This window comes from Cupriavidus sp. H18C1, assembly GCF_049311595.1.
GTDB lineage: Bacteria > Pseudomonadota > Gammaproteobacteria > Burkholderiales > Burkholderiaceae > Cupriavidus > Cupriavidus cauae.
The window spans coordinates 1,217,777-1,238,669 of sequence record NZ_CP186008.1 but is presented as its reverse complement, the minus strand read 5'-3'; the positions used below and the strand labels follow the sequence as shown (position 1 = coordinate 1,238,669).

Below are 20,893 nucleotides of genomic sequence, written 5' to 3'. Positions count from 1 at the left end.
AGTAGCAGCAGCGTGGTAACTGCCATTGCCGGCAAAGGAAACGCAGCGATATGACATCGTCGAGCCGGATGCTGCGCGTTGCACGTTACCTATATCACCGCATGCCGTTACCGCAAGCGGTCAAATGGCGCCTCCGCGAAAGAGTGGGGCCACTTCTGCTGGCGTTGCAGAAAGCTGATCTCGATGGCGATCTGCTCGGCAATCTGAAGAATGCCCTTAATCCCTTGGTGTCGAGGGACGCCTTCGATAGGGAGGCGGCCCAACATGCGGCGCTTCGCCTGTACGCCGATATTTCCGCTCATTGCCGTGCGCATGGTCCGATGACGCATATCATCGCACTCCCTTTCCTGGGGAAGGGCGGTGCCGAGCGGACCGCGTTGCAGTTCGCGCGTGCCGTAATAGCGAGTGGCAGTCCATGCAGCGTTGGCGTATGGATTACCGATCGCGACATGGTGTCGAATGAATTGGCGCTCCCGGCGGGCGCGTTCGTGGTCAATATCTGCCGATATCTGCCTGGCCACGCGAGCGAGGATGCACGGGTAGCCTTTCTGCGCGATTGCCTGATGACGCTGCGGCCGGACGTGTTCCACGTGATCAACAGCGACATCGGCTGGAAGTTGGTTTGCCGCGAAGGCAAGCGGCTGGCGCAGGTCATGCGGCTATTCGGCAGTATCTTTGCGTTCCAGTTCACGCAGGACTTTGCCGCACGCATTGGATATGCTGAATATTATTTGCGCGACGCCATTGATTCCCTGGACGGCTTGTTCAGCGATAACGCGCGTTTCCAGAACGATGCCATCGAAACGTATGGCTTGAGCCGGGCACGCGAAAAGTTCTTCCCCATATATAACGCTTGCCGTATCGCCGAAGGGGATTGGCTGGACAGAGCGCGATATCGGCTGGCGCAGCTACATGCGACTTCGCCCGGCGAACCACTCGACGTGCTTTGGGCAGGAAGGCTCGACGAGGAAAAGCGAGTGGATCTGCTGTACGAGGTTGCGGCGCAATGTCCCGATATCCGCTTCCACGTCTACGGCGAAAATGTCGTGGGCGCCAAGCTGCAGATGCCAGATCTGAAGAATCTGCGCTACCACGGCCCATTTGCTGATCCGGCCGATTTGGTCCAGCAAAGGACGTATGACGCCTTCCTGTTTTACGTCTCGCTGGGAGGGAATGCCCAACATGCTGCTCGAGGTCGGCGCCTTGGGCGTGCCGATCGTGGCGCCGGATGTTGGCGGCGTACGGGAGTTGATCGGAGAGTCCACCGGATTTTTGGTGCCGGCCAGACCCACTGCGGCCAACTATGCGAACGCTCTGGCCGCCATTTCCGCAGACCGCCGCGTTGCTGCGCGCAAGGCCCAGTGTCTCCTCGAGCTGATCGAGGCTCGTCATACCTGGCCCGCGTTCTCGGAGCGCCTCGCCAGCGTGCCACATTATCTGGATGCATCGTCATGACAAGGGCGACTACCGAATCGGCTGCAACGATGGCGCTTCCGCTTGTGAGCGTCATCGTTCCTTGCTACAACCAGGGACAGTATCTAGAGGACGCCTTGCAATCGATCGAGGCGGCGTACCGCGGCCCTCTTGAGGTCATCGTTGTCGATGACGGCAGCACAGAGGCGCGTACGATGCGCGCTCTTGACGAATTGCGCGCAAACCGGGCAGAGCTTCACATCGTCCGGCAGCGCAACGGTGGGTTGTCGAACGCGCGCAATACCGGGCTGGGTCGTGCCAGCGGTGCATTTGTCCAGTTTCTCGACACCGATGACCTCTTGGTCCCTGGCAAGATCGATAGGCAGGTCGATCATTTTTCGATCGTGCCACGTCTCGATGTATCGATCTCCGACTATATGCTGTGCGACGAGACGCGCATTGCATGCAGCAAGGTCCAGAGCGCCATCTCCACGTCGAGTTTCGAGCTAAGCGACTTTCTGTTCCACTGGGAACGCGGTCTTTCGATCCCGATTCATTGCGGGCTGTTCAGGCGGCAGATCCTCGATGACGTGCGTTTCGATGAGTCGCTGCGCGCCAAGGAAGACTGGGTGTTCTGGTGCACGCTGAAGCTGCGTCAAGCCAAAATGGCGTATTTTCCGGTGCATGGTGCCGTCTACAGGCAGCACGCTGAAAGCATGCGCCGCTCGTATCTGCGCATGGGCGACAGCTGGCTTTGCGCGGCGGCCAAGATTCGTGCCGCGATGCCGGCGCACCTGCATCCGGGCTTTATGGACGCTGCCGTGTCTTGGCATGCCGAGTGCTATCGCAGGCATCCGACCTATGCCAAGGAGTTGGCTGCATCGAGTCAGCGTGGTGATGAACGGCTGCCCCGGCGGGAAACTCCCGGCGACCCGACCGCGGCGATCGCCGTGACACTCCCCTGACGAGCGACGCGTGCGGGACCTCGCCGCAAAATTTGCTGCATTGCCGGGCCTTGACGGAACACCGCTGATTTCGGTCATCATCCCGATCTTCAACCACTACGAGTTCCTCTTTACTTGTCTCGACTCGGTGGTGATGCAATCCACGACGAACTTTGAGGTGATCTGCATCGACGACGCGTCGACGGACAGCCGAGTAGGGCCCTTGCTGGATGCGCTGGAAGGAACGTCCTCGCGCCTTCGCATTCTGCGGCGCGATCGGAACCACGGCATATCCGCGAACCAGAATGAGGCAGTGCACGTAGCGCAAGGCGATTATCTTGCGTTTGTCGATTGCGACGATGCACTGTCGGAATCCGCGTTGGCCATCATGGCTGAAGAGATTGCCACCCATCCGTACGTGGATTACTTCTTCACTGATCGAACGGATATCGATGACGATGGGAAGGTGATCCGGCACGCCGTCTATGGAGGCTACGATCATATCGTGCCGTCCGCCGACAGCGATGTCCGCGCCGATCTTCTGGACGGCATGATCGCGTCGCATCTGAAAGTCATCCGCCGCGCCGCCTACCTGCACGCGGGCGGAACCACCGATCGCTTTTCCGGTATTCAGGACTGGGAGCTTGCGCTGCGGATTGCCGAGTTCGGCGAGTTTCGCTACATCCCACAGCCCTTGTACCGTCACCGGATCCACGCGCGATCGGTATCGCGTTCCGATGCACGGCGACAGTTCTACAAATCGAACGTCCTGCGGCGGGAATATCAGTTCAAGTGGCTCGGACAGGCATCCAAGCCGATGGAACCCGACTCGGCACGGGAGCCGGTCATATACACCGATGAGGCCATGCCCGGCCTGGACCAGCTTAAGTCCGCATGGCAGCAAGGCTTGCGCTGCCACGCTGTGCTGGGCCGGCAAACCTCACCGGGCGTGCTGAATTTCCTGCGTGAGTTCAACTCGTATTTCGATCGCATCGTCTACCGAGATGTCAGCAGCTGGGTGGCATTGATCGGCTATGTGTGGGGCGAGATTCTGCAACCGGCCGATGGCGACAAGTTCGAGTCGGCGCCATGCCAGTCGTCGCATGGCGATCATGAATCAGCGGTCCCCCTTCGCGCTGTGAACAATCCCACGCTGACCGTTTCCGTCGTAAGCCACGGGCAGGGCGCTGTCCTTACCCCGCTGCTTGACCAACTGGGCAAGTTGGCGGAGGCACTCCCATTGCAAGTTATCGTCACAGAAAACCTGCCGCATCACCCGGCCGCAATCAGCGAATCCGCCGTGCGCGGATACGGTTTCGACTTTATTGGCAACGTGTCGCCGAAGGGCTTTGGTGAAAACCACAATGCTGCGTTTTCTCGCTGCCGGACGTTGTATTTCTGTGTGCTGAACCCGGATCTGATGCTGGACGGAAATCCTTTCCAGCCATTGACCCGGCAACTGGCCCAGCAACCTGGCATCGCCGTTCCCACCATCGTGTCGCCGAACGGGGCGGTCGAGGATAGTGTGCGACGATTGCCGACTGTGACACGCCTGCTGGGTCGAGTCATGGCGCGCCTGCGCGGTGTCAAGTGTCCCCCCGATTATCCAGCTGGGATGGACGTCGAAGTGGATTGGGCAGCGGGTATGTTCTTGGTGTTCAATAGCGACGTCTATCGTGAACTGGGCGGCTTCGACGAGCGATTTCACCTTTATTGCGAAGACGTCGATATCTGTCTGCGATCCTGGTTGCGCGGTTGGCAGGTAGTGCGGTTGGCTAATGTCAAGGTTCTCCATGACGCCCGCCGCGACAGCCACCGCCAGCTGCGGTATCTGCTGTGGCATCTTGGAAGTTTTTTTCGCCTATTTACGTCCGCAGCTTATTGGGGCTTCCGGCTGCGTAGAATGCCAACCCGGAAACCTATCAGTTGACGACCATGTACGACTATTTCTGGGTGCCCTCGTTCACCTTCCTGGTATCCGTACTCGCGGTGCTGTTATTGCGGCCCTTGGCGATGATGGGCGGCCTGCTGGACCGACCCGATGCTCGCAAGCGCCACGAGGGCGCGATACCGCTGGTGGGCGGCATTGCGGTGACGATTGCGGTCTGGATTGGCTGCCTGCTCTTCCTGCGCACACACGGCTACTATGTCGCGCTGCTGGGCGGGCTGACGGTCCTTGCGTTCATCGGTTTGATGGACGATCTGTACGGGCTCGCGCCCGTCACAAAGCTGGGCGGCCAGCTGTTCGCCGTCATCCTGATGACCTCGTGGGGCAACGTCTATCTCGATTCGCTGGGCGATCTGTTCGGGCGGCGTGAGATTGAACTGGCCAACTGGGGAATTCCGCTGACCCTGTTCGCCGGTGTCTCCGTCATCAATGCGATGAACATGACAGACGGGTTGGATGGCTTGGCCGGCGGTCTGGCGCTGATCATTTTTGCATGGCTCGCCTACTTGGCGGGTGAAATCGGCAACGGCGCCGCGCAAAGGGTCTGCATTGTGTTCTGCGGAGCGCTGCTCGGTTTCCTGATCTTCAATATTCGTAACCCGTTTCGCGGGCGCTTCAAGGTCTTCCTCGGCGATGCAGGGAGCCTGATGTTGGGCTTTGCGATCCTATGGTTTGCCGTCGAATTGTCGCAGCCGAGGTTCAATGGTGGCGTGCGCGTGCCGCCCGTTGTGATGCTGTGGGTGTTCGGGGTCGTGCTGATCGATCTTCTTGTTGTTGTCGTCCGTCGGACGCTGAAGCTCCGGAATCCCCTGTCGGCGGATCGAACTCATCTTCACCACGTACTGCTCCGGCTCGGCATCGGACAGGACGTCATCGTTCTCATTATTCTGGCGAGCAACGCCGCATTGGGCTTGATTGGTGTCGCCGCATGGAAGAGCGGCGTTTCAGAGCAGGCATTGTTCCTGATGTTCCTCGGCGTCACGGCATTTCACCTACTCGTGATGCGCAACGCCTGGCGGTTCATACGTGTCGGGCGTCGCATCATTGCGCGCGCGCGTGGTCGTTGACCTCTAGAAGATTTCGGACACCGGCGTTGCCAGGAAGTCGTCCAATTCTCGCGGCGTCCCTAGGACATGCACATCGCCACGCGGCAGGCTGGCGATCGAAATCTTGCCGCCATTGCCGATCAACTGCGAATAAACTGGCGCGACATAGCGCTCGCCCTTTACCAGATTCGCGTCGTTGGCAAAAAAACTGACGATAAGCGTCAGCATACTGTGCTGCCTCGCGAAACCAATAGAGACCGATCGAGGCGTGGTCGGAAATTCGCTGCTTTTCGACGATGGCGTCGGCCCATTCATCGCTTCCAGTGCTGACAAAGCTCCAGTGGTCACCCGGTGCATCAAAGCATGGGACCCACCCGTCGGACCCGGGTCGGATCATTTCCGGAGCCAATGATCGTGGGTTGACGTAGGTATCGATGTTGTAAATCAGCAGCGGGGCCTCGGGCTCCCACAGGTCCTTCGTCAAGTAGGCGCTTGTCGCCTGTCCGTCCGTGACCTCGCTCAGTTCGACAACGTGGGCGTCTGCCAGACCAAGACCACGGCTGCGCGATATCACGTAGTCCGTGGACTGGTTCGCCGTCAGGCAAACGTAGATTACTCTCGTCCCGCTACCGAGAAAATTCCGTAGAGAAAGCATTGACCAGTCGAACAGGCTGCGGCCGTGCGCGACGATCTCGTATTTCGGCACCGTATAGCCGGCTTCGCGAAAGCGCGATCCTCGCCCGGCCATGGTAATGACAATGTTTCCCTTCATCAGGCAACCCCTATTCTCGTGCCAGCAGGTCCTGGATCTCCTGCTCACTCATGCTGAGGAATTCGCTTGGCCGGACAGCGCGATCGTCGACATAGAAGCCTTTGTGCCGTGGCCAGGGTTTGCCGAAAAGGATCTCGTCGTAGGGCACGTCCCATCGGGCCAGCCATTCGAGCAACACCGGCGCGGTGTGCTTGTTGATGAGGCCAAGATTGTTGTTATAGGTTCGCATGTTGCGCGACGTGTAAAGCATGATGTGGTAGCCGCGCTCCCGGTACTCCCGTAGTTTGTCGATGATCGCGCGACGAGGTTCGACCTCGGCATAGGATTGGCCTGGCGACTTTATATCGCATAGCGTACCGTCGATGTCGACGATCAGCATGGCATCCAGTGATTCGGGCGATTCACTCACGCTCAACCTCGTCCAGTATATTTTTTGCTTTCAGCAGGAAGGCAACGACCTTGTTGGGGTAGTCGATATGCAGCGGCAACATGGACAGGAACAGAGAGGCTTCTCCCAGCCGTATGATCCGTGGATCGTGGTGCATCGCCTCGAGGCAGTGCACAAATAACGGCTTTAACTCGTCGTGGCCAGAATGTTGGATTTGCAGTATCAGGTCGTTCCGGTCATTGAATCCGACGCTGTAGAGCCCGTTGTTGATGAAGTCGTAGTCACCTAAGGCACTGTGCGCGATCTTGCACAGATCGTACAGCGGATGAGTCCACAAGTCGCCATCCGTTACTGCGCCTTTGGGATCGATCAGTTTTAGCAGATAGCGCTGCTGGTCATACAAGATATTGGAGAAGCAGGGGTCGCCATGGCCCACTACCATGTGGTCCATCGCGAATCTGTCTTCATGGCGCCGATATAGCGCCAAATAACGTTGCACCTGTTGACTCACGCCCAAGGCGGGGTCGCTGCTGGTGACCAGAGCATCGATGCGCTGCCCTTCCTCCAGCGCCAGGAATTGGTGAACACGGTGCTGCAGCTTGGTGACGAACAGCTCCTTCGCCAACGACGCGGACTGCGTCTTCCCGCAGGGCCGGCGCGGACGTTCCCTGATGAAAAACAGCAACCTGTCGACGAAGGCTTCGAACGACTCGGCATCGAACGCGCCATGCACCCATTGGAGGGCCGCGTCCGCCAGGTAATATCGCATTGTCTTGTATGAGGCGCGCTCACTACCCTCCTGGTAGTCGAAGGGTTGGACGAGCCAGGGGCGCATGGCCTCGGGTGCCAGCCCGTAAAAGGAGTATTCAGCCAACATCTTGCGCTTGTCAGTCGAACTTTTCGTGTAGTAGTAGGCATCGACCTCAACGGCATTGAAATGCCGTGCGCTGGTCCAGCCGGACGTGAACGTAAGAAAGTCGCGAATCTTGGCGAGGTCCAGCGGTTGCACGGATCGCACACGCTCGGTGTTTTGCCAGGCACGTGGCCAATGATGCAATGGGCTGCACTCGATTGCCTCCCATTGATCGACGAGTCGATGCGCATTGCGCAGGAAGATCAGCAGCGGCCTATAGAGCCGGTCGGTGAAATCCTCTTCCGCATATGGCAATCGTTCAATCAGCTGTCTGAGGCGGTCTGGATCGGTGAAGCCTGCGCGGGCGGCCATGATGAATGCCGCCGTATCTTCGCCGCAGCATTCGAGCCGGCGCCGCAAGTCGGCTAAATCGTCCGTTGTGCGGATATGAAAGAGTTGGCCCTGCGCCCACTCCGGAAGTGATGCAGTCACATACTCGATCAGATGTCGCCGCCTGAAGACGATGTCGCCGAACCGGCGTGCGCCCACCAGACTGCGCACTTCGTTTGCCGTGAATTCACGATCGTCGACCACCACCAATACTTTGTTGTGCGGGCTGGATTTCATTTCCCTCCTGCGCTTCGAAGACCAGTTGAGAGCAACACGGTAATCAATACCACCAGCGCGACTACGACGAGGCACAGCGACTGATAAAAGCCAAATGCCGCAGTACCACCCGCCGCGTCACCTGCCACGCTGGCGAGCAAACCGGAAACGAACAATGCGGAGAAGTCCGGGTTGCCACTGGAGAAGCGGTGGACGAACAACGACAGGGCGGCAATTTCCGTTCCCCAGACCAGCACAGACAACAGGATGAAGCCAGAAATCCGGCTCTCCACGGATCTTCGTATATCGGCCTCCAGCGCCTGCAGCGCATGGCTGAACCGCAACAGTACCAGCCCGCGCGCACTGTGGCTGCTGAGAACGAGGTGCCGATTCAGATAGACGAGTGCCTTCGCAAACGCGAACAGCCCAACAAGGCCGATCACGCTTACCATCACGAACAGAACGAAGATAATTCGCATGCTGTCCGGAATGTCGGCCTTGAACAGGTAAAGACCCAGGATAAAACAGGCGATCACCAGCACGTCACCGAAGCGCTCGACGAGCCATACCGCAAAGGCCTTGCGACGCCGGTTGTATACGTGGAAAAAGGCTGCCAACCGTAGAACTTCTCCAAGCTTGAATGGCAGAAAGCTGCTTGGGAAGGCGGTCAGGCCGTGGGCCGCCATCAAGGGGAAGACCTCGTCCCGCTCGTCCAGCGTCAGCAAGGCCAACCGTAGCATGCGAAACAAGTGGGAGCTCAGATATACAGCGACGATGCCCATCAGCCCCCATGCCTGATCGCTACGGGCAAGACCGGTAAGCGCGGGACCGCTGTCCCATAGCCATGCCGCAACGGTTATGCAGAGGAGCGCGGCGTATAGGCACAAAGCACGCGACATATCGGTTCAGCGATTCCCTTGTTGCCGATGCACGATCTGACCGGTGTAGGCCTGGAAGGGGCGCACCCGCATGTCGTCGGCGAGAAAGGAACTGCGGCGCAGAAAGTAGCCCCCCAGCAGACCAAGCACCTTGAAGGCCTGCCGGAACAATCTCACGTTCGAAATCTGGTCCTCTTCTCGCCAGCTGATTGGGAAAAACCGCACCGACTGCCCTCTGTGATAGCTGGCGAGCAGCATCACATAGTTGAACGTGAGATCGTCAGGAAAACCTTTGTAGTAGAACTCGCGATACGCGGCCAGCCGATACAGATTCAGCCCTGAGCCGAGATCCTTGATGGAATGCCCGGCCACGATTGAGAACAAGGCGTTATAAACGCGATTGCCGAAGGTGCGGAACCAGGAGTAGCCCTTGAGCCGGCTGCCCTGCATGAAACGCGCGCCGAGAAGGCAATCGGCGCTTTCGTGCAGCCCCGCTCTGAGGTGCGGCACGACATCATGAATGTCGGCCTGATCGTCACCGTGCAGCACGATTAGATAGTCAAAGCCCTGTTCGATGGCATATCGGAACGCTGCCTTGTGAGAGCCGCCCAAGCCAACGTTTTCGTTGTTCCGCCACGCGATGAACCGACAGTCGGTCAGTCGTGATGAGGCACGCTCAATGGCCACCTCCAAGGTGCGGTCCGGCGAGCGATTGTCCACCACCATCACCGTATCGACCCACGCCTGCACCTCTTGATCGAACTGCTCGATGACGCGAGGAATCTGAGCTTCACAGCGGTAAGCGGGAATGAATACGAGAACTCGCGGCGGGCGTGGAGGATTCATATCAAGCGGTGTTTGGATGGTGCATGAAGCGCGTCAATCCCTTCATGAACACATAGTTGGTGACGAGATTGAATGGCGTAATGATGATCTTGGCGGCAATGGCAAGATGACCGCCCGCCCATGCAGCAATGCTTGACTGCTGCAGGATATTGACCAGATGACTCAATATTTGGGAGTAGGCCAGTATCGATAAAAACTGGAACGCCCAGTAAAACCACAATATATCGATTGTGACCAGGTCCGCTTCTTCCGAACACCGACTTTAGCGATGTGAACCAGACAAACGTGACGCCGACATAAGAAGAAGCGAAATTCGCCGCGAATGGCGGTGCACCAAAATATTTGTCCAGCAGCGTGAATGTCAGGAAATCGCAAATCCATCCGCATCCCGATAACGCTGCGAACAGCATAAATTTTTTCACGCTCGATATGGAAGGCTGGTGGAGCGATGAGTGTACCGTTACACGCGACTCACATCAATCTGTAGGGTGACTATGAATAATTTGCAATGAAAAATGGCAGTTTGTGAATAATTTACCAGTGCACTATTTCTGGCGGCGCAGTACACCGGCGATGGCCAAGCCTAGCGAAGCCGGGAACAGCGAGACTACGGGAAAGAAATACCGGAACTCCGGGGCGGGGATCACAAGCGCCAACGCGCAGGTCATCGCGAGTCCGTACAGGCCCATCCAAACGGCCCACCAGTTCTTACCGGGCGCGCACAACAGCAGCACGAACCAGATCAGCGAGAGTCCGAGCCAGAGTGGCGCTTCCTGGTGCTGAATGTATTGGCGGACGATGCCGTCCAGCTGTTGCGGCCACGGCAGCGTCCATGTTTCGATTTGGGAATAATAGCGGCGGCTACGTATGTCGTCGCCGAAGGAAGGACATGGCTGTCGGGATGCTAGGGTGCACTCCTTCTCGATTCGCATGGGTACAACATCCCACTCTGTTGCCATGCTGGCAAGAAAGCGAACCTTGTCGGCTGCGACGAGCGGGAGGTTTTGCACGATTCGCAGAACGCTGAGCTTGAAGAAGTCTTTGGTTTTTTCGTTGCTGATCTGACGCCATGGTGATGCAAATTTCTCCCACGCCGGTATTGGATTTTTCGAATCGAAGTTTTCCACCAATACGCGAGGCTCGATGAAATACGACAGCTTTTGCAAATCGTCTTCCCGGGAAGGCGTCTTATACCCGGCCGGCGCTGTCAGCATGGCGCCCCATGCGTTGAGAACCAGTGCCACCGTCTGGAAATTTCGGTTTGTCAGCAGCGCATCGGGGTTTGCGTCGGGGAAGTATTTTGAGTTTTTTACCTGTGTCGCCCCGGCCATGAGAATCAGCAAGCAACAAGCGAGGCCGACGCCAACGATACGGTGCCGTACGAGGCACATCGCCGCGACCATCAGGAAGCCGGCCAGAATCACGCCATTGTGCCGCAACTGGACGGCTGCGATGGCCGTTAGAACGAACAGGATGGATGCAGAGAGTTGCCTCGCCCCCTGACTCGGACTGGTCGTTACGCCGATCGAACCGCTCCGCTACCGTCATTAGTGCATAGATGGAGAGGAGCGAAAAGGATGTGAAAAATGTATCGCTGAAGAGCGCCGAGGCGTAGGTCAAAAAAAAGGGCGTCAATGCGAGGACCGTGACCAGCAGTGCGACGACCATGGCGCGCTGCCATTCCCGGCACCACAGAATCGGGATGCTGAGGGTCACAGCAAGCAAAGCCGCGCCAAACAGCGGAACTGTATAGACATGGTCCCATATCTGCAGCAGATAGAACGCAAGAGCATCGAAGAAGAGCGAGCGCCAATCGACCAGCAACGTTTCAGACGTCATCCTGATGACATGGTACGAATCCCAGTACAGCGTGCCGAATCCCGGCGTCGATATCAGAAAAACGCTACCTCCGATTTGCAGGAGCACGGCGGCGATAAACAATCGTCTTACTCGGGACCCAGTACGCGAGCGCCAATACTCATACAGCGCAAAGGTGATGAGAGCGGAAAAAAGACGCCAAAGAAGATCATCGTGAGCCAGCCCGCGCGGGCCGTGGTCGCAGTATGGGTTGCGCGTGGCGATAACAGGAAACCGGCTAGCGGCAGGATCAGGAAAACGATCGATGGCAATGACATAGCCAATGAGAAATCCTTGAGCCGGTATCCGAATTTCATAGCGTCCTTATTGTTTGGATACGAGGGTAGGGCGTGCTGAAGCTCACGGTGCCTTGCTTAGGCTGCCCCTGTGGTGCCAGGGCCCGGCACGGTAAGAAAAAAGGGGCTGGATGCGGACCCAATTTAACAAGGCCGCGCCGGTCTTCCAAGCGCTCCAAGTCTCCCCCATCGGTGCCCCATCGGCAACCCATTCGCCATGGCCTCGATCGCTACCAGACTAAAACTCTAATAATGCGGCAGGCATGCACAACGACGGCTGCCGATACAAGTGCGTGAGGCCGCGCCGCGCGAGCAACAAGCCGGCAGAGTTATCCAGTCGCCAATCGGGATATCGCTGCGCCATCAAGGCGCACGTCCGCAGCAGTACATCAAACCCTTCCGCATACGTCAACTCCCCCTACGGCGAACGCTAATTTCGATTTTCGCGGCGCCTCCTCCGCCGACATCGCGAACCATAACCGCGCGACAGCCCGACTATCACCGCCAAGGCGTCGCCACGACGTAGCCGACGACTGCTCACCAAGTGCGATCGCGTGGCACTGCGCTCTTGCCGTGCTGCACATTCCAAGGGCCGCCGCATGCGCGCGCGATGTGCTGCGCGATGTGCTTGTTGATATCGCGGTCTGTTACAGGTTTGGGGTATCACGTAGCGTACGTACCCGCCGGCGGCTTGCGTACGTCTTGCGACGCCGGCGCGCGATGGGCGCGAAGGGATCGTAATGAGATGTGGGTGACGCCCCCGGCCATGGTGGTGCGAAAAGGCACGCTCGGTAACGATGGCGAGCAAAGCACCGCTGGGTCATGAATGCACCGCATTGACGTTGCGACGTCGGCGCATGGATTCCCACCTTTGGCGGATGGGCCAACATTGATCTTCCAACGAGAATTGAAGGAGCCATGGATCCCTCGGGAATGTGCGAATGGCTTCGTTCTGCTATCGACGGAGGCGAATGTGATGCATCGGGCGACAGACTATTCCGCTGCCGACTTCGAAAGCAATGTCTTCGCGATTGGTCGCAACCGCGATGTCGACTGATCCCTGCAAAGCCAGTTCGCGGTGTGCGTGTGGTGGGCGCGTAGCCGGCTACGGACAAAGGCCAAGCGCACCGGATGAGATGCGCTGTCTTCGGCTGGCGGACTCCACGCCGTTGGCGTGTGCAGCCTCGGGCTCGCATTGCCCGCAGGACCGGGGATCCACGTAGCCGACAGGAGGCCGCATGAACCCACATGTCGGCAACGCCACCAGCCCATTTCACCTTCTGGCCAGCCTCTACCGCAATCGCGACCTAATCCTCCAGATGACCAAACGCGAGGTCCTGGGCCGCTACAAGGGCTCCGTGATGGGCTTGGCATGGTCATTCTTCAACCCAGTGCTGATGCTCGCGGTATATACCTTCGTATTCTCGGAAGTGTTCAATGCGCGTTGGGGATCGGCGGTGGACGCCCAAAGCAAAGGTGACTTCGCCATCCTGCTGTTTGTGGGCATGATCGTTCACGGCTTGTTTGCGGAGTGCATTACTCGCTCACCAAGCGTCATCACGTCGAACATCAACTACGTCAAGAAAGTGGTGTTTCCGCTTGAGATCCTGCCGCTGGTCGCATTCTGCGCATCGCTGTTCCACTCCTTGATCGGTCTGCTTGTCCTGATGGTGGCGCAGCTCCTGATCAATCGAGCGTTCCCGTGGACCGCGGTCTACTATCCCCCTGGTGGCACTACCGCTCGCGCTCGGATCGATGGGATTCGCCTGGTTTCTGTCCTCCCTTGGTGTTTTCGTCCGGGATGTTGCGCAAGTCACGGGCATCGCGGCTACGGTACTGCTGTTTCTGTCGCCGGTCTTCTTTCCGGTGTCCGCGTTGCCGGTCAAATACCAGTTCTGGATGCAGCTCAATCCCCTGACCTCCATCATTGAAGAGAGCCGAAAAGTGCTGGTGCTGGGGCAGCCTCCGGACTGGTCTGTTCTGCTGCTGTATGCCGCAATCAGCATCGCCGTTGCGTGGCTCGGCTTCTGGTGGTTCCAGAAGACGCGCAAGGGGTTCGCCGATGTCCTCTAACGTCGAAGTGCTCGACGCGATCGACAGTCCGGCGTCGCGAGCGGTTGCGGCGGAAACCAGGCCTTTCGCCATCCGGGCGATGGGTCTGGGCAAGCGCTATGAAATCTACGAATCCGGGCGTGCGCGCTTGAAGCAGTTCATCTTGCCAAAGTTGAGGCGGCTGGCCGGCATGCGCGCCATCGACTACTTTCGGGAGTTCTGGGCGCTTCACGATGTGTCGTTTGGGATTCGCAAGGGCGAAACGGTGGGCGTGATCGGGCGCAACGGGTCGGGCAAGTCCACGCTGCTGCAGATCATCTGCGGGACGTTGACCCCAACACTGGGCACCGTGGAAACCCAGGGACGAGTTTCGGCGTTGCTGGAGCTGGGCGCCGGCTTCAATCCCGAGTTCACCGGGCGGGAGAACGTCTATCTCAACGGCGCAATCCAGGGCTTCACCAGGTCCGAAATGGACGCCCGCTTCGACGACATCGCTTCCTTCGCCGATATCGGCGGTTTCATCGAACAGCCGGTCAAGACCTACTCCAGCGGCATGTACGTTCGCCTCGCCTTCGCCGTAGCGATCAATGTCGATCCCGACATCCTGATCGTCGATGAAGCGCTGTCCGTCGGCGACGTGCGCTTCCAGGCCAAATGCATGAAGCGCATCAAGAACCTGCAGCAGAACGGTACGACGATCCTCTTCGTCAGCCACGACGTCGGCTCGGTGCGGACCTTGTGCGACCGCGCCATCTGGCTGCACGAGGGCAGGCTGCGCATGGACGGCGATGTGTTCCCCGTGACGGGCAGCTTCATGGCGCACCTGTTCGAGGGAGACATTGCGGAACTCGAAGAGGCAACAATGGGCGCAGCGGTCGGGTCGCCTCACGACCATGCGGAAGCCGAGAAGGGCTACGACACCAAGCCGGTCACGCACTGGGGCTCGCATATCGGCTGTATTCGGAACGCCGGCATTTACGGGCGGGACGGACGGCGAGCCGATGTCTTCGAGCTGGGCGAGGAAATGGAAGTGCGCATCGACTTCCGTCCGCCGCAAGTCGTGGAAAGAGACGATCTCAGCGTGGCCTTCTCGATCAAGGACCTGAAGGGGAGCGACCTCATCGTCTCTTCGACGCACGACCAGAGGCGCATGCGTTTCGAGTCGGACAACGGCATCTATCGCGTTGCCTTCCGCTTCCGCAATCCGCTTGTCACGGGGCGGTATCTGCTCGTCGCGGCGGTCGAGAACCGTGCCAGTCCTGCCATTCACTATTACGAGTACCTGGAGGGAGCGCATTACTTCTCGTCCTCGGCCCCGGCGCGCCTGTTCGGCGTGTTCCAACCGGAAATCACCCAGGAGCTGACCCGTGTATAGGGATGACATCGAGATCAACGACAAGCAGTACTGGGACCTGCGCTTCGAGACGGATTGGGACGAAAGCCAGGGGCGTCAGCAATCCCGCTATTTCGCGCGGGTGGCCCTCGACCACCTGCCGTCGTGGTTGGTGCAACTCGCGCGCGCCCAGCGAATGACGATATGCGACTGGGGCTGCGCGGAAGGCGATGGCACCGACGTCCTGGCGGGCTACTTCGGAGCGGGAAGCGTCACCGGCGTTGATTTTTCCGATGCGGCCATCAGAAAGGCCGCTTCCTTTTTACCCGCAACTCAAATTCCTGGTGGAGGACTGGGTAACGGCGGCCGCGCCATCGCAGCAGTACGACGTCGTCTTTTCGTCCAATACCCTGGAGCATTTCCATGACCCGCATTCGACATTGCAGCGCTTGATGTCGGCGGCCAGCAAATGCGTGGTCCTGCTTCTGCCGTACCGGGAGTTCGAGCGGCATCCCGAGCATCACCATACCTTCGAGGCATCGAATCTGGCCGTTGCGCCGTCGCGCGAATACGCGCTCGTTCATTCCATCGTGATCGACGCCAGCCGGCATCAACCCTGCTACTGGCCGGGCCTTCAAATCCTGCTGGTCTACGCACGCACCAGCTTTCTGGCTGATAGCGGGGTCGTTCTCAAGGACCTTAGCATCACCGATGAACACGCTACGGCGCTGCGTGACCGCCTGCTCGATACGGAGCAGGAACTCGCCAGGCGCGATGCCAGCATTGCGCAGTTGAACGATGCCGTGGGCGAACGTGAGAGGCGGATCTTGGGGCTTGTGGGTGACCTGGAAGCGGAGAAGAAGCGATCGTCCCGGCTTTACGCGCAGGTAGCCGAGGGGCGGACCGAACTCAAGCGCATCCGCGATGTGCTGGCCACCCGCGACCAGGAACTTCAGGGAGTGGCGCGGGAATTGGCGACCATCAAGGCTACCAGGGGATGGAAGTACCTCACGGCACTGCACCTTGTGCGCAAGCGGGTCCTGCCTGAAGGGTCGTTGCGTTACCGCGGTGTCCGCACCGTCTATCGCAGCGGACGGTTCCTCGCCCGCTGCGCGCGAAATGCGAACCGTCGCAATATCGGACTGTTCCTGAACTACATGCGGCTATACGGCCCACGGGTCGCGCTGGACAGGACCAGGACATACCTGTCTCGCGCGCAGAGCTTTGCGCCGACGGAGCAGGCGGTGGCGCGCGTGGATGTACGTGCGAACGGGCGTGCCGACGAGTTGCTCGCGTATCTGCGCGACAGGCAGTACGCGGGGGTCTTTGTCATGGGCTCTTGCTGCATGGGGTGGCATGAGGTCTTCAAGCAGCGGCCGCACCATATTGCCGATTATCTGATGTCCGCCGGCTATCTGGTGCTTTGCGCAATGAACCCGGTTTTACCAGGATGACTTCACGGACTGCATCAAGCGCGACGGCGAGCATCTCTTTCTGGTCAATTTCGACGATCGTGCCATCTGGCGTGAGTTCATCGAGTTGCTGGCGGTGGAGAGCCGGGCGCCGCTGTTCTATCACCTGGTTGGGACGGAGCCCGGGACTTCGCTGCAGGATATCGAGCGGCTGAAGCGGCTGGGCTACACGTTCATGTACGACTTCATCGATGAAATCTCGAAGGACATCAATCCGGGGATTTCCGATTTCTGTCTACTGCGGCACGAGTATCTGTTGCGCGACGAGGACGTGCTGGTAGTGGCGTCGGCTGACAATCTCTATCGGCAGTGTGCCCGTTACCGCAAGCGGAACCTGATTTGCGCGCCGAACGGCGTGCGCCTCGAGGACTGGACGCTGGAAGACAACCCTCCGGTTCCGGAGGAGATCCAGGCGATCGTCGACGAAGGCAAGCCGATCGTGGGCTACTACGGGAGCTTTGCCGCGTGGATGAACTATGAGTTGATCAAGGCACTGTCCCGGGCGCGTCCGGATGTGAACATTGTCATGATCGGCTACGACTACGAATGGGGAAAGGGCGCCTTTGCCCAGAGCCGTATTTCCGAGCTTCCCAACGTCCACATTCTGCCCGCCCAGAAATATCACCGGCTCAAGTATTTCTCGCGGTTCTTCGATGCCGGGATCGTACCGTTCCGTGAGTACGAGCTGACCAAGTCCGTCTCGCCATTGAAGATGTTCGAGTACATGGCGCAGGGCATTCCCGTGGTGACCAGTGGCATGGACGAGTGTCGCAAGTACGAATCCTGCCTGGTCGCCGACGACGAGCAGGACTTCGTGGCCAAGGTTGGCCGCGCCCTCACGCTGAAGAACGATCCGGAGCATCACGCCAGGCTGCGCAGGGACGCCGAGGCCAATACCTGGGCATCCCGGGCCAAGGCAATCGAGACGTCCATGCTGTCGATGGTCCAGGCCACGGACGGAACATTGCTTACGGTCGTGGTTCCGACCTACAACATGGAGGCGCTGCTGCCGCGGTGCATGGAAAGCATGGTGGCGCCCTCCCAGTTTGGCCGGCTGGAGGTGATCGTCGTCAATGACGGTTCGACGGATGGCTCGTTGGAACTGGCGCGGAAGTACGAAAGAAAGTACCCGGGCACCGTCAGGGTCATCGACAAGGAGAACGGCGGACACGGCTCATGCATCAACGCCGGCATTCGAGAAGCAACCGGCAAGTATTTCAAGGTTGTCGACGCAGACGATTGGCTCGATCCGGTCGACCTCACCGAGCACATGCACTATCTGGCAAAGGTGGACACCGACATGGTGGTCACCAACTACCTGCGAAGCTTCGACGGTGGCCGCAGTGAGTTGGTCTCCTATGCCGAACGGCTGGAGGAGAAGGACTATGAGTTGGCCGACTTCTACAGGCAGGTGATGGTCGACAACTCGAGCCTGTCCTACGCGCACATGCACGCCATCACGTACCGCACGAGTTTGTTGAAGGACAACGACATCCGCATCACGGAAAAGTCGTTCTATGTGGACCAGGAATATATCGCCTTCCCGCAGAAATTCATCCGGAAGGTCTCTTACGAGAATCTTGCGCTCTACCGCTACTACATAGGTAGACCGGGACAGTCGGTGGCGCCAGATGTGGCGCGCAAGCGCGCGCCAGACAACCACAAGATCCTGCGAAACATCATCTCGCTGTACGAGTCATTGCCCGAGGGATCGGAGCGGCGGCCTTATCTGCTGAACATCGCCTTTCATCACGCCTGGTTCTACCTGACCTACAGCGATGACGACACCGCGAAGAGGGAATTGATGCAGTGGTGGCAACGCACCAACTGGGCGATCAGCAACGAGTTGAATCGGAACTTTCGCATCCTTTGAAGGAGCGGCCATGAAGAGGATCGCTGTTGCGGGTGCCGGTCTGTCGGGCGCAGTGATCGCGCATGAATTGGCACTGACAGGGGAGTACGAGATCGAGGTCTTCGAGGCAAGGAGCCATGTCGCGGGGAATTGCCATGCGGTACGCGATTCCGAGACCGGCATCATGATCCACCAGTACGGCCCGCACATCTTCCATACGAGCAACGAACGGGTCTGGAAATACATCCAGCAGTTCGACGAATTCATGCCATTCACGAACCGGGTGAAGGCCATCACGCAGGGGCGTGTCTATTCCCCTGCCGGTCAACTTGCTCACCATCAATCAGTTTTTTGGCAAGACGTTCTCCCCGGCGCAGGCGCAGGCATTTCTCGAATCCCAGGCCGACACCACCATTGTCGAGCCGAAGACCTTCGAGGAGCAGGCGCTGCGCTTCGTGGGCCGCGAGCTGTATGAGGCCTTCTTCAAGGGATACACCATGAAGCAATGGGGAATGCATCCGTCCGAACTGCCGGCCAGCATTCTCAAGCGGCTGCCGGTCCGGTTCAACTACGACGACAACTACTACGCGAGCAATTTCCAGGGCATGCCTCGAAACGGGTACACCTACATCGTGGAGAAGATGCTCGACCATCCCGCCATCAGGGTGCACCTGAATACCCCCTTGTCGCGCGACATGGCAGGGGGGATACAGGCACCTGTTCTACAGCGGACCAATCGATGGCTGGTTCGGCTATTCGGAAGGGCGGCTCGGATACCGAACGCTGGATTTTGCCGAAGAGCGCCATCACGGCGATTACCAGGGCAATGCGGTCATCAACTACGGCGATATCGAGGTGCCGTGGACACGCATCTCCGAACACAAGCATTTTGCGCCGTGGGAAAGCCACGAGCCCACCGTGATCTTCAAGGAGTACAGCCGCTTGTGCGAGGAGGGCGATACGCCTTACTACCCGATCCGCCTGGTCAACGAAAAGGCGCAGCTGGCCCGATACATCGAAAGAGCGCAAGCGGAAAGAAGCGTGACGTTCGTTGGCCGGCTCGGCACCTATCGGTATCTGGATATGCACGTGACCATCGCCGAAGCGCTTGACGTGGTGGAGAAATATCTCGCCGCCACGACCACGGGCGAGGCGATGCCGGCGTTCGTGGTGGACCCGATCTGATCGACCGGCGTTCACTCCACTGTCCATCCCTCTCGTATCGGACCTGCCATGAAACGAAAGATCCTTTGTGCGGTGGGTACCCGTCCCGAAGCCATCAAGATGGCCCCTGTCATTCGGGCCCTCGCGAGGGAGCCGTGGGCCGAGGTGCGGGTATTGGCGACCGCTCAGCATCGCCACATGCTGGATCAGGTTCTGAAGATCTTCAACATCGAGCCCAATATCGACCTCGACATCATGCGGCCCAACCAGGCGCTGACCACGCTGACCGCCAGGCTGCTGCTCGATCTGGACGACGCTTTGCAAGCCGAAAAGCCGGAGGCCGTGCTCGTGCAGGGCGATACGACCACCGTCATGTCGGTGGCGCTCACCTGCTTTTATCACCGGATTCCAATCGGACATGTCGAAGCCGGGCTTCGAACGGGCGACATGGCAAATCCCTTCCCGGAAGAGATGAACCGGGTAGTGGCGGGGCGGCTGGCGCAATGGCACTTCTGCCCGACCACCAGTTCCAGCGAAAACCTCAGGAGAGAAGGGATACCGGAGAATGCCATTTACGTCACCGGCAATACGGTGATCGACGCCCTGCTCGATGTGTCCGCCCGCTGCGATAGCGCAATGCCGGCGGTCGGCGAAGGACGTCGCCTGATCCTTGTCACTTCGCATCGCCGGGAGAATTTCGGAGAGGCGATGAAACAAACATTCTGCGCGGTGCGTGACATCGCCAACAGCAATCCGGATGTGGAGATTCTGTATCCGGTTCATCCGAATCCGAACGTCCATACGCTGGCACACCAGATTCTCGGCGGGCATCCGCGCATCACGCTGTGCGAGCCGCTCGACTACCTGCCGTTCGTCGCTGCGATGAAGAAGGCATACCTGATACTGACCGACTCCGGCGGCGTTCAGGAGGAAGCTCCGGCCTTGGGCAAGCCGGTGCTGGTGATGCGCAGGGAAACCGAACGCCCGGAGGCGGTGGTCCAGGGTGTCGTCAAGCTCGTGGGCGCCGACTACGAGGCAATCGTGTCGAACACGCAGCGGCTGCTCGACGACTCCGCTGCGTACGCGGCAATGGCGCGCGGTGTCTCGCCTTACGGGGACGGGCGCGCCGCTGAGCGCATCGTCAACGTACTGCGCGAGCGCTATGCCGGATAA

General features: G+C 59.0%; 19 protein-coding genes and 2 pseudogenes. 12 read left to right on the top strand and 9 right to left on the bottom strand.

From position 1 onward, the window contains the following. Positions 1-50 precede the first annotated feature (50 nt). From OJJOAM_RS05900 to OJJOAM_RS05890, 3 genes are read left to right on the top strand one after another with little or no spacing between them, the layout of a single operon-like run. Positions 51-2,378 carry a glycosyltransferase gene (locus OJJOAM_RS05900; RefSeq protein WP_422649187.1) on the top strand — a complete coding sequence of 776 codons (2,328 nt, stop codon included), beginning with the start codon at positions 51-53 and terminating at the stop codon, positions 2,376-2,378. A gap of 10 nt (positions 2,379-2,388) precedes the next feature. Next, positions 2,389-4,287, top strand: a complete 1,899-nt coding sequence (locus OJJOAM_RS05895; protein ID WP_422649186.1) for a glycosyltransferase — start codon at positions 2,389-2,391, stop codon at positions 4,285-4,287. Positions 4,288-4,292: 5 nt separating this feature from the next. Further along, the gene (locus OJJOAM_RS05890) at positions 4,293-5,372 is read left to right on the top strand and encodes an MraY family glycosyltransferase (RefSeq protein ID WP_422649185.1); all 1,080 of its coding nucleotides are present in this window, start codon (positions 4,293-4,295) and stop codon (positions 5,370-5,372) included. 3 nt (positions 5,373-5,375) lie between these two features. On the opposite strand, the gene OJJOAM_RS05885 is transcribed toward OJJOAM_RS05890, so the two are convergent. From OJJOAM_RS05885 to OJJOAM_RS05845, 9 genes are all read right to left on the bottom strand, one after another. Next, positions 5,376-5,579, bottom strand: coding sequence for a hypothetical protein (locus tag OJJOAM_RS05885; RefSeq protein ID WP_422649184.1), 204 nt, complete (start codon positions 5,577-5,579; stop codon positions 5,376-5,378). 554 nt (positions 5,580-6,133) lie between these two features. Then, positions 6,134-6,532, bottom strand: a complete 399-nt coding sequence (locus OJJOAM_RS05880) for a capsular biosynthesis protein (protein WP_422649183.1) — start codon at positions 6,530-6,532, stop codon at positions 6,134-6,136. Further along, positions 6,525-7,991 (bottom strand): hypothetical protein, encoded by a 1,467-nt coding sequence (locus tag OJJOAM_RS05875; protein WP_422649182.1) that lies wholly within the window; start codon positions 7,989-7,991, stop codon positions 6,525-6,527. The genes OJJOAM_RS05880 and OJJOAM_RS05875 overlap by 8 nt, the downstream gene beginning before the upstream one ends. Further along, a complete protein-coding gene (locus tag OJJOAM_RS05870) occupies positions 7,988-8,869 on the bottom strand; it encodes a lysylphosphatidylglycerol synthase domain-containing protein (protein ID WP_422649181.1) in 882 nt (293 codons plus the stop codon). The genes OJJOAM_RS05875 and OJJOAM_RS05870 overlap by 4 nt, the downstream gene beginning before the upstream one ends. A gap of 6 nt (positions 8,870-8,875) precedes the next feature. After that, positions 8,876-9,694 carry a glycosyltransferase family 2 protein gene (locus tag OJJOAM_RS05865; RefSeq protein WP_422649180.1) on the bottom strand — a complete coding sequence of 273 codons (819 nt, stop codon included), beginning with the start codon at positions 9,692-9,694 and terminating at the stop codon, positions 8,876-8,878. 1 nt (position 9,695) lies between these two features. After that, positions 9,696-9,860: a hypothetical protein gene (locus tag OJJOAM_RS05860; protein WP_422649179.1), complete on the bottom strand. Its 165-nt coding sequence runs from the start codon at positions 9,858-9,860 to the stop codon at positions 9,696-9,698. Between the two features lie 379 nt (positions 9,861-10,239). Beyond that, positions 10,240-10,938, bottom strand: coding sequence for a hypothetical protein (locus tag OJJOAM_RS05855; protein WP_422649178.1), 699 nt, complete (start codon positions 10,936-10,938; stop codon positions 10,240-10,242). Continuing rightward, on the bottom strand, positions 10,883-11,635 hold the full coding sequence (locus OJJOAM_RS05850; RefSeq protein WP_422649177.1) for a hypothetical protein: 753 nt from the start codon (positions 11,633-11,635) through the stop codon (positions 10,883-10,885). The genes OJJOAM_RS05855 and OJJOAM_RS05850 overlap by 56 nt, the downstream gene beginning before the upstream one ends. A gap of 5 nt (positions 11,636-11,640) precedes the next feature. Continuing rightward, a complete protein-coding gene (locus tag OJJOAM_RS05845) occupies positions 11,641-11,868 on the bottom strand; it encodes a hypothetical protein (RefSeq protein ID WP_422649176.1) in 228 nt (75 codons plus the stop codon). 1,217 nt (positions 11,869-13,085) lie between these two features. Here OJJOAM_RS05845 and OJJOAM_RS05840 point away from each other — a divergent pair. The 9 genes and pseudogenes from OJJOAM_RS05840 to wecB all read left to right on the top strand — a co-directional run bounded on the left by OJJOAM_RS05840 (position 13,086) and on the right by wecB (position 20,893). Then, positions 13,086-13,920: pseudogene (locus tag OJJOAM_RS05840) on the top strand (ABC transporter permease). Then, positions 13,910-15,274 carry an ABC transporter ATP-binding protein gene (locus OJJOAM_RS05835; protein WP_422649175.1) on the top strand — a complete coding sequence of 455 codons (1,365 nt, stop codon included), beginning with the start codon at positions 13,910-13,912 and terminating at the stop codon, positions 15,272-15,274. Before OJJOAM_RS05840 ends, OJJOAM_RS05835 begins: the two are co-directional and overlap by 11 nt. After that, the gene (locus OJJOAM_RS05830) at positions 15,267-15,659 is read left to right on the top strand and encodes a hypothetical protein (protein WP_422649174.1); all 393 of its coding nucleotides are present in this window, start codon (positions 15,267-15,269) and stop codon (positions 15,657-15,659) included. The genes OJJOAM_RS05835 and OJJOAM_RS05830 overlap by 8 nt, the downstream gene beginning before the upstream one ends. Then, a complete protein-coding gene (locus OJJOAM_RS05825; protein ID WP_422649173.1) occupies positions 15,577-16,686 on the top strand; it encodes a hypothetical protein in 1,110 nt (369 codons plus the stop codon). Before OJJOAM_RS05830 ends, OJJOAM_RS05825 begins: the two co-directional genes overlap by 83 nt. Positions 16,687-16,780: 94 nt before the next feature. Next, entirely contained in the window at positions 16,781-18,577 is a 1,797-nt protein-coding gene (locus tag OJJOAM_RS05820) for a glycosyltransferase (RefSeq protein WP_422649511.1), read from the top strand. A gap of 10 nt (positions 18,578-18,587) precedes the next feature. Beyond that, the gene (locus OJJOAM_RS05815) at positions 18,588-19,031 is read left to right on the top strand and encodes an NAD(P)-binding protein (protein ID WP_422649172.1); all 444 of its coding nucleotides are present in this window, start codon (positions 18,588-18,590) and stop codon (positions 19,029-19,031) included. Between the two features lie 22 nt (positions 19,032-19,053). Further along, positions 19,054-19,188 (top strand): annotated as a pseudogene (locus tag OJJOAM_RS05810) (UDP-galactopyranose mutase); the annotation flags it as partial. Between the two features lie 43 nt (positions 19,189-19,231). Further along, positions 19,232-19,741 carry a UDP-galactopyranose mutase gene (locus OJJOAM_RS05805; protein WP_422649510.1) on the top strand — a complete coding sequence of 170 codons (510 nt, stop codon included), beginning with the start codon at positions 19,232-19,234 and terminating at the stop codon, positions 19,739-19,741. A gap of 48 nt (positions 19,742-19,789) precedes the next feature. After that, entirely contained in the window at positions 19,790-20,893 is a 1,104-nt protein-coding gene (gene wecB, locus OJJOAM_RS05800) for a non-hydrolyzing UDP-N-acetylglucosamine 2-epimerase (protein ID WP_422649171.1), read from the top strand.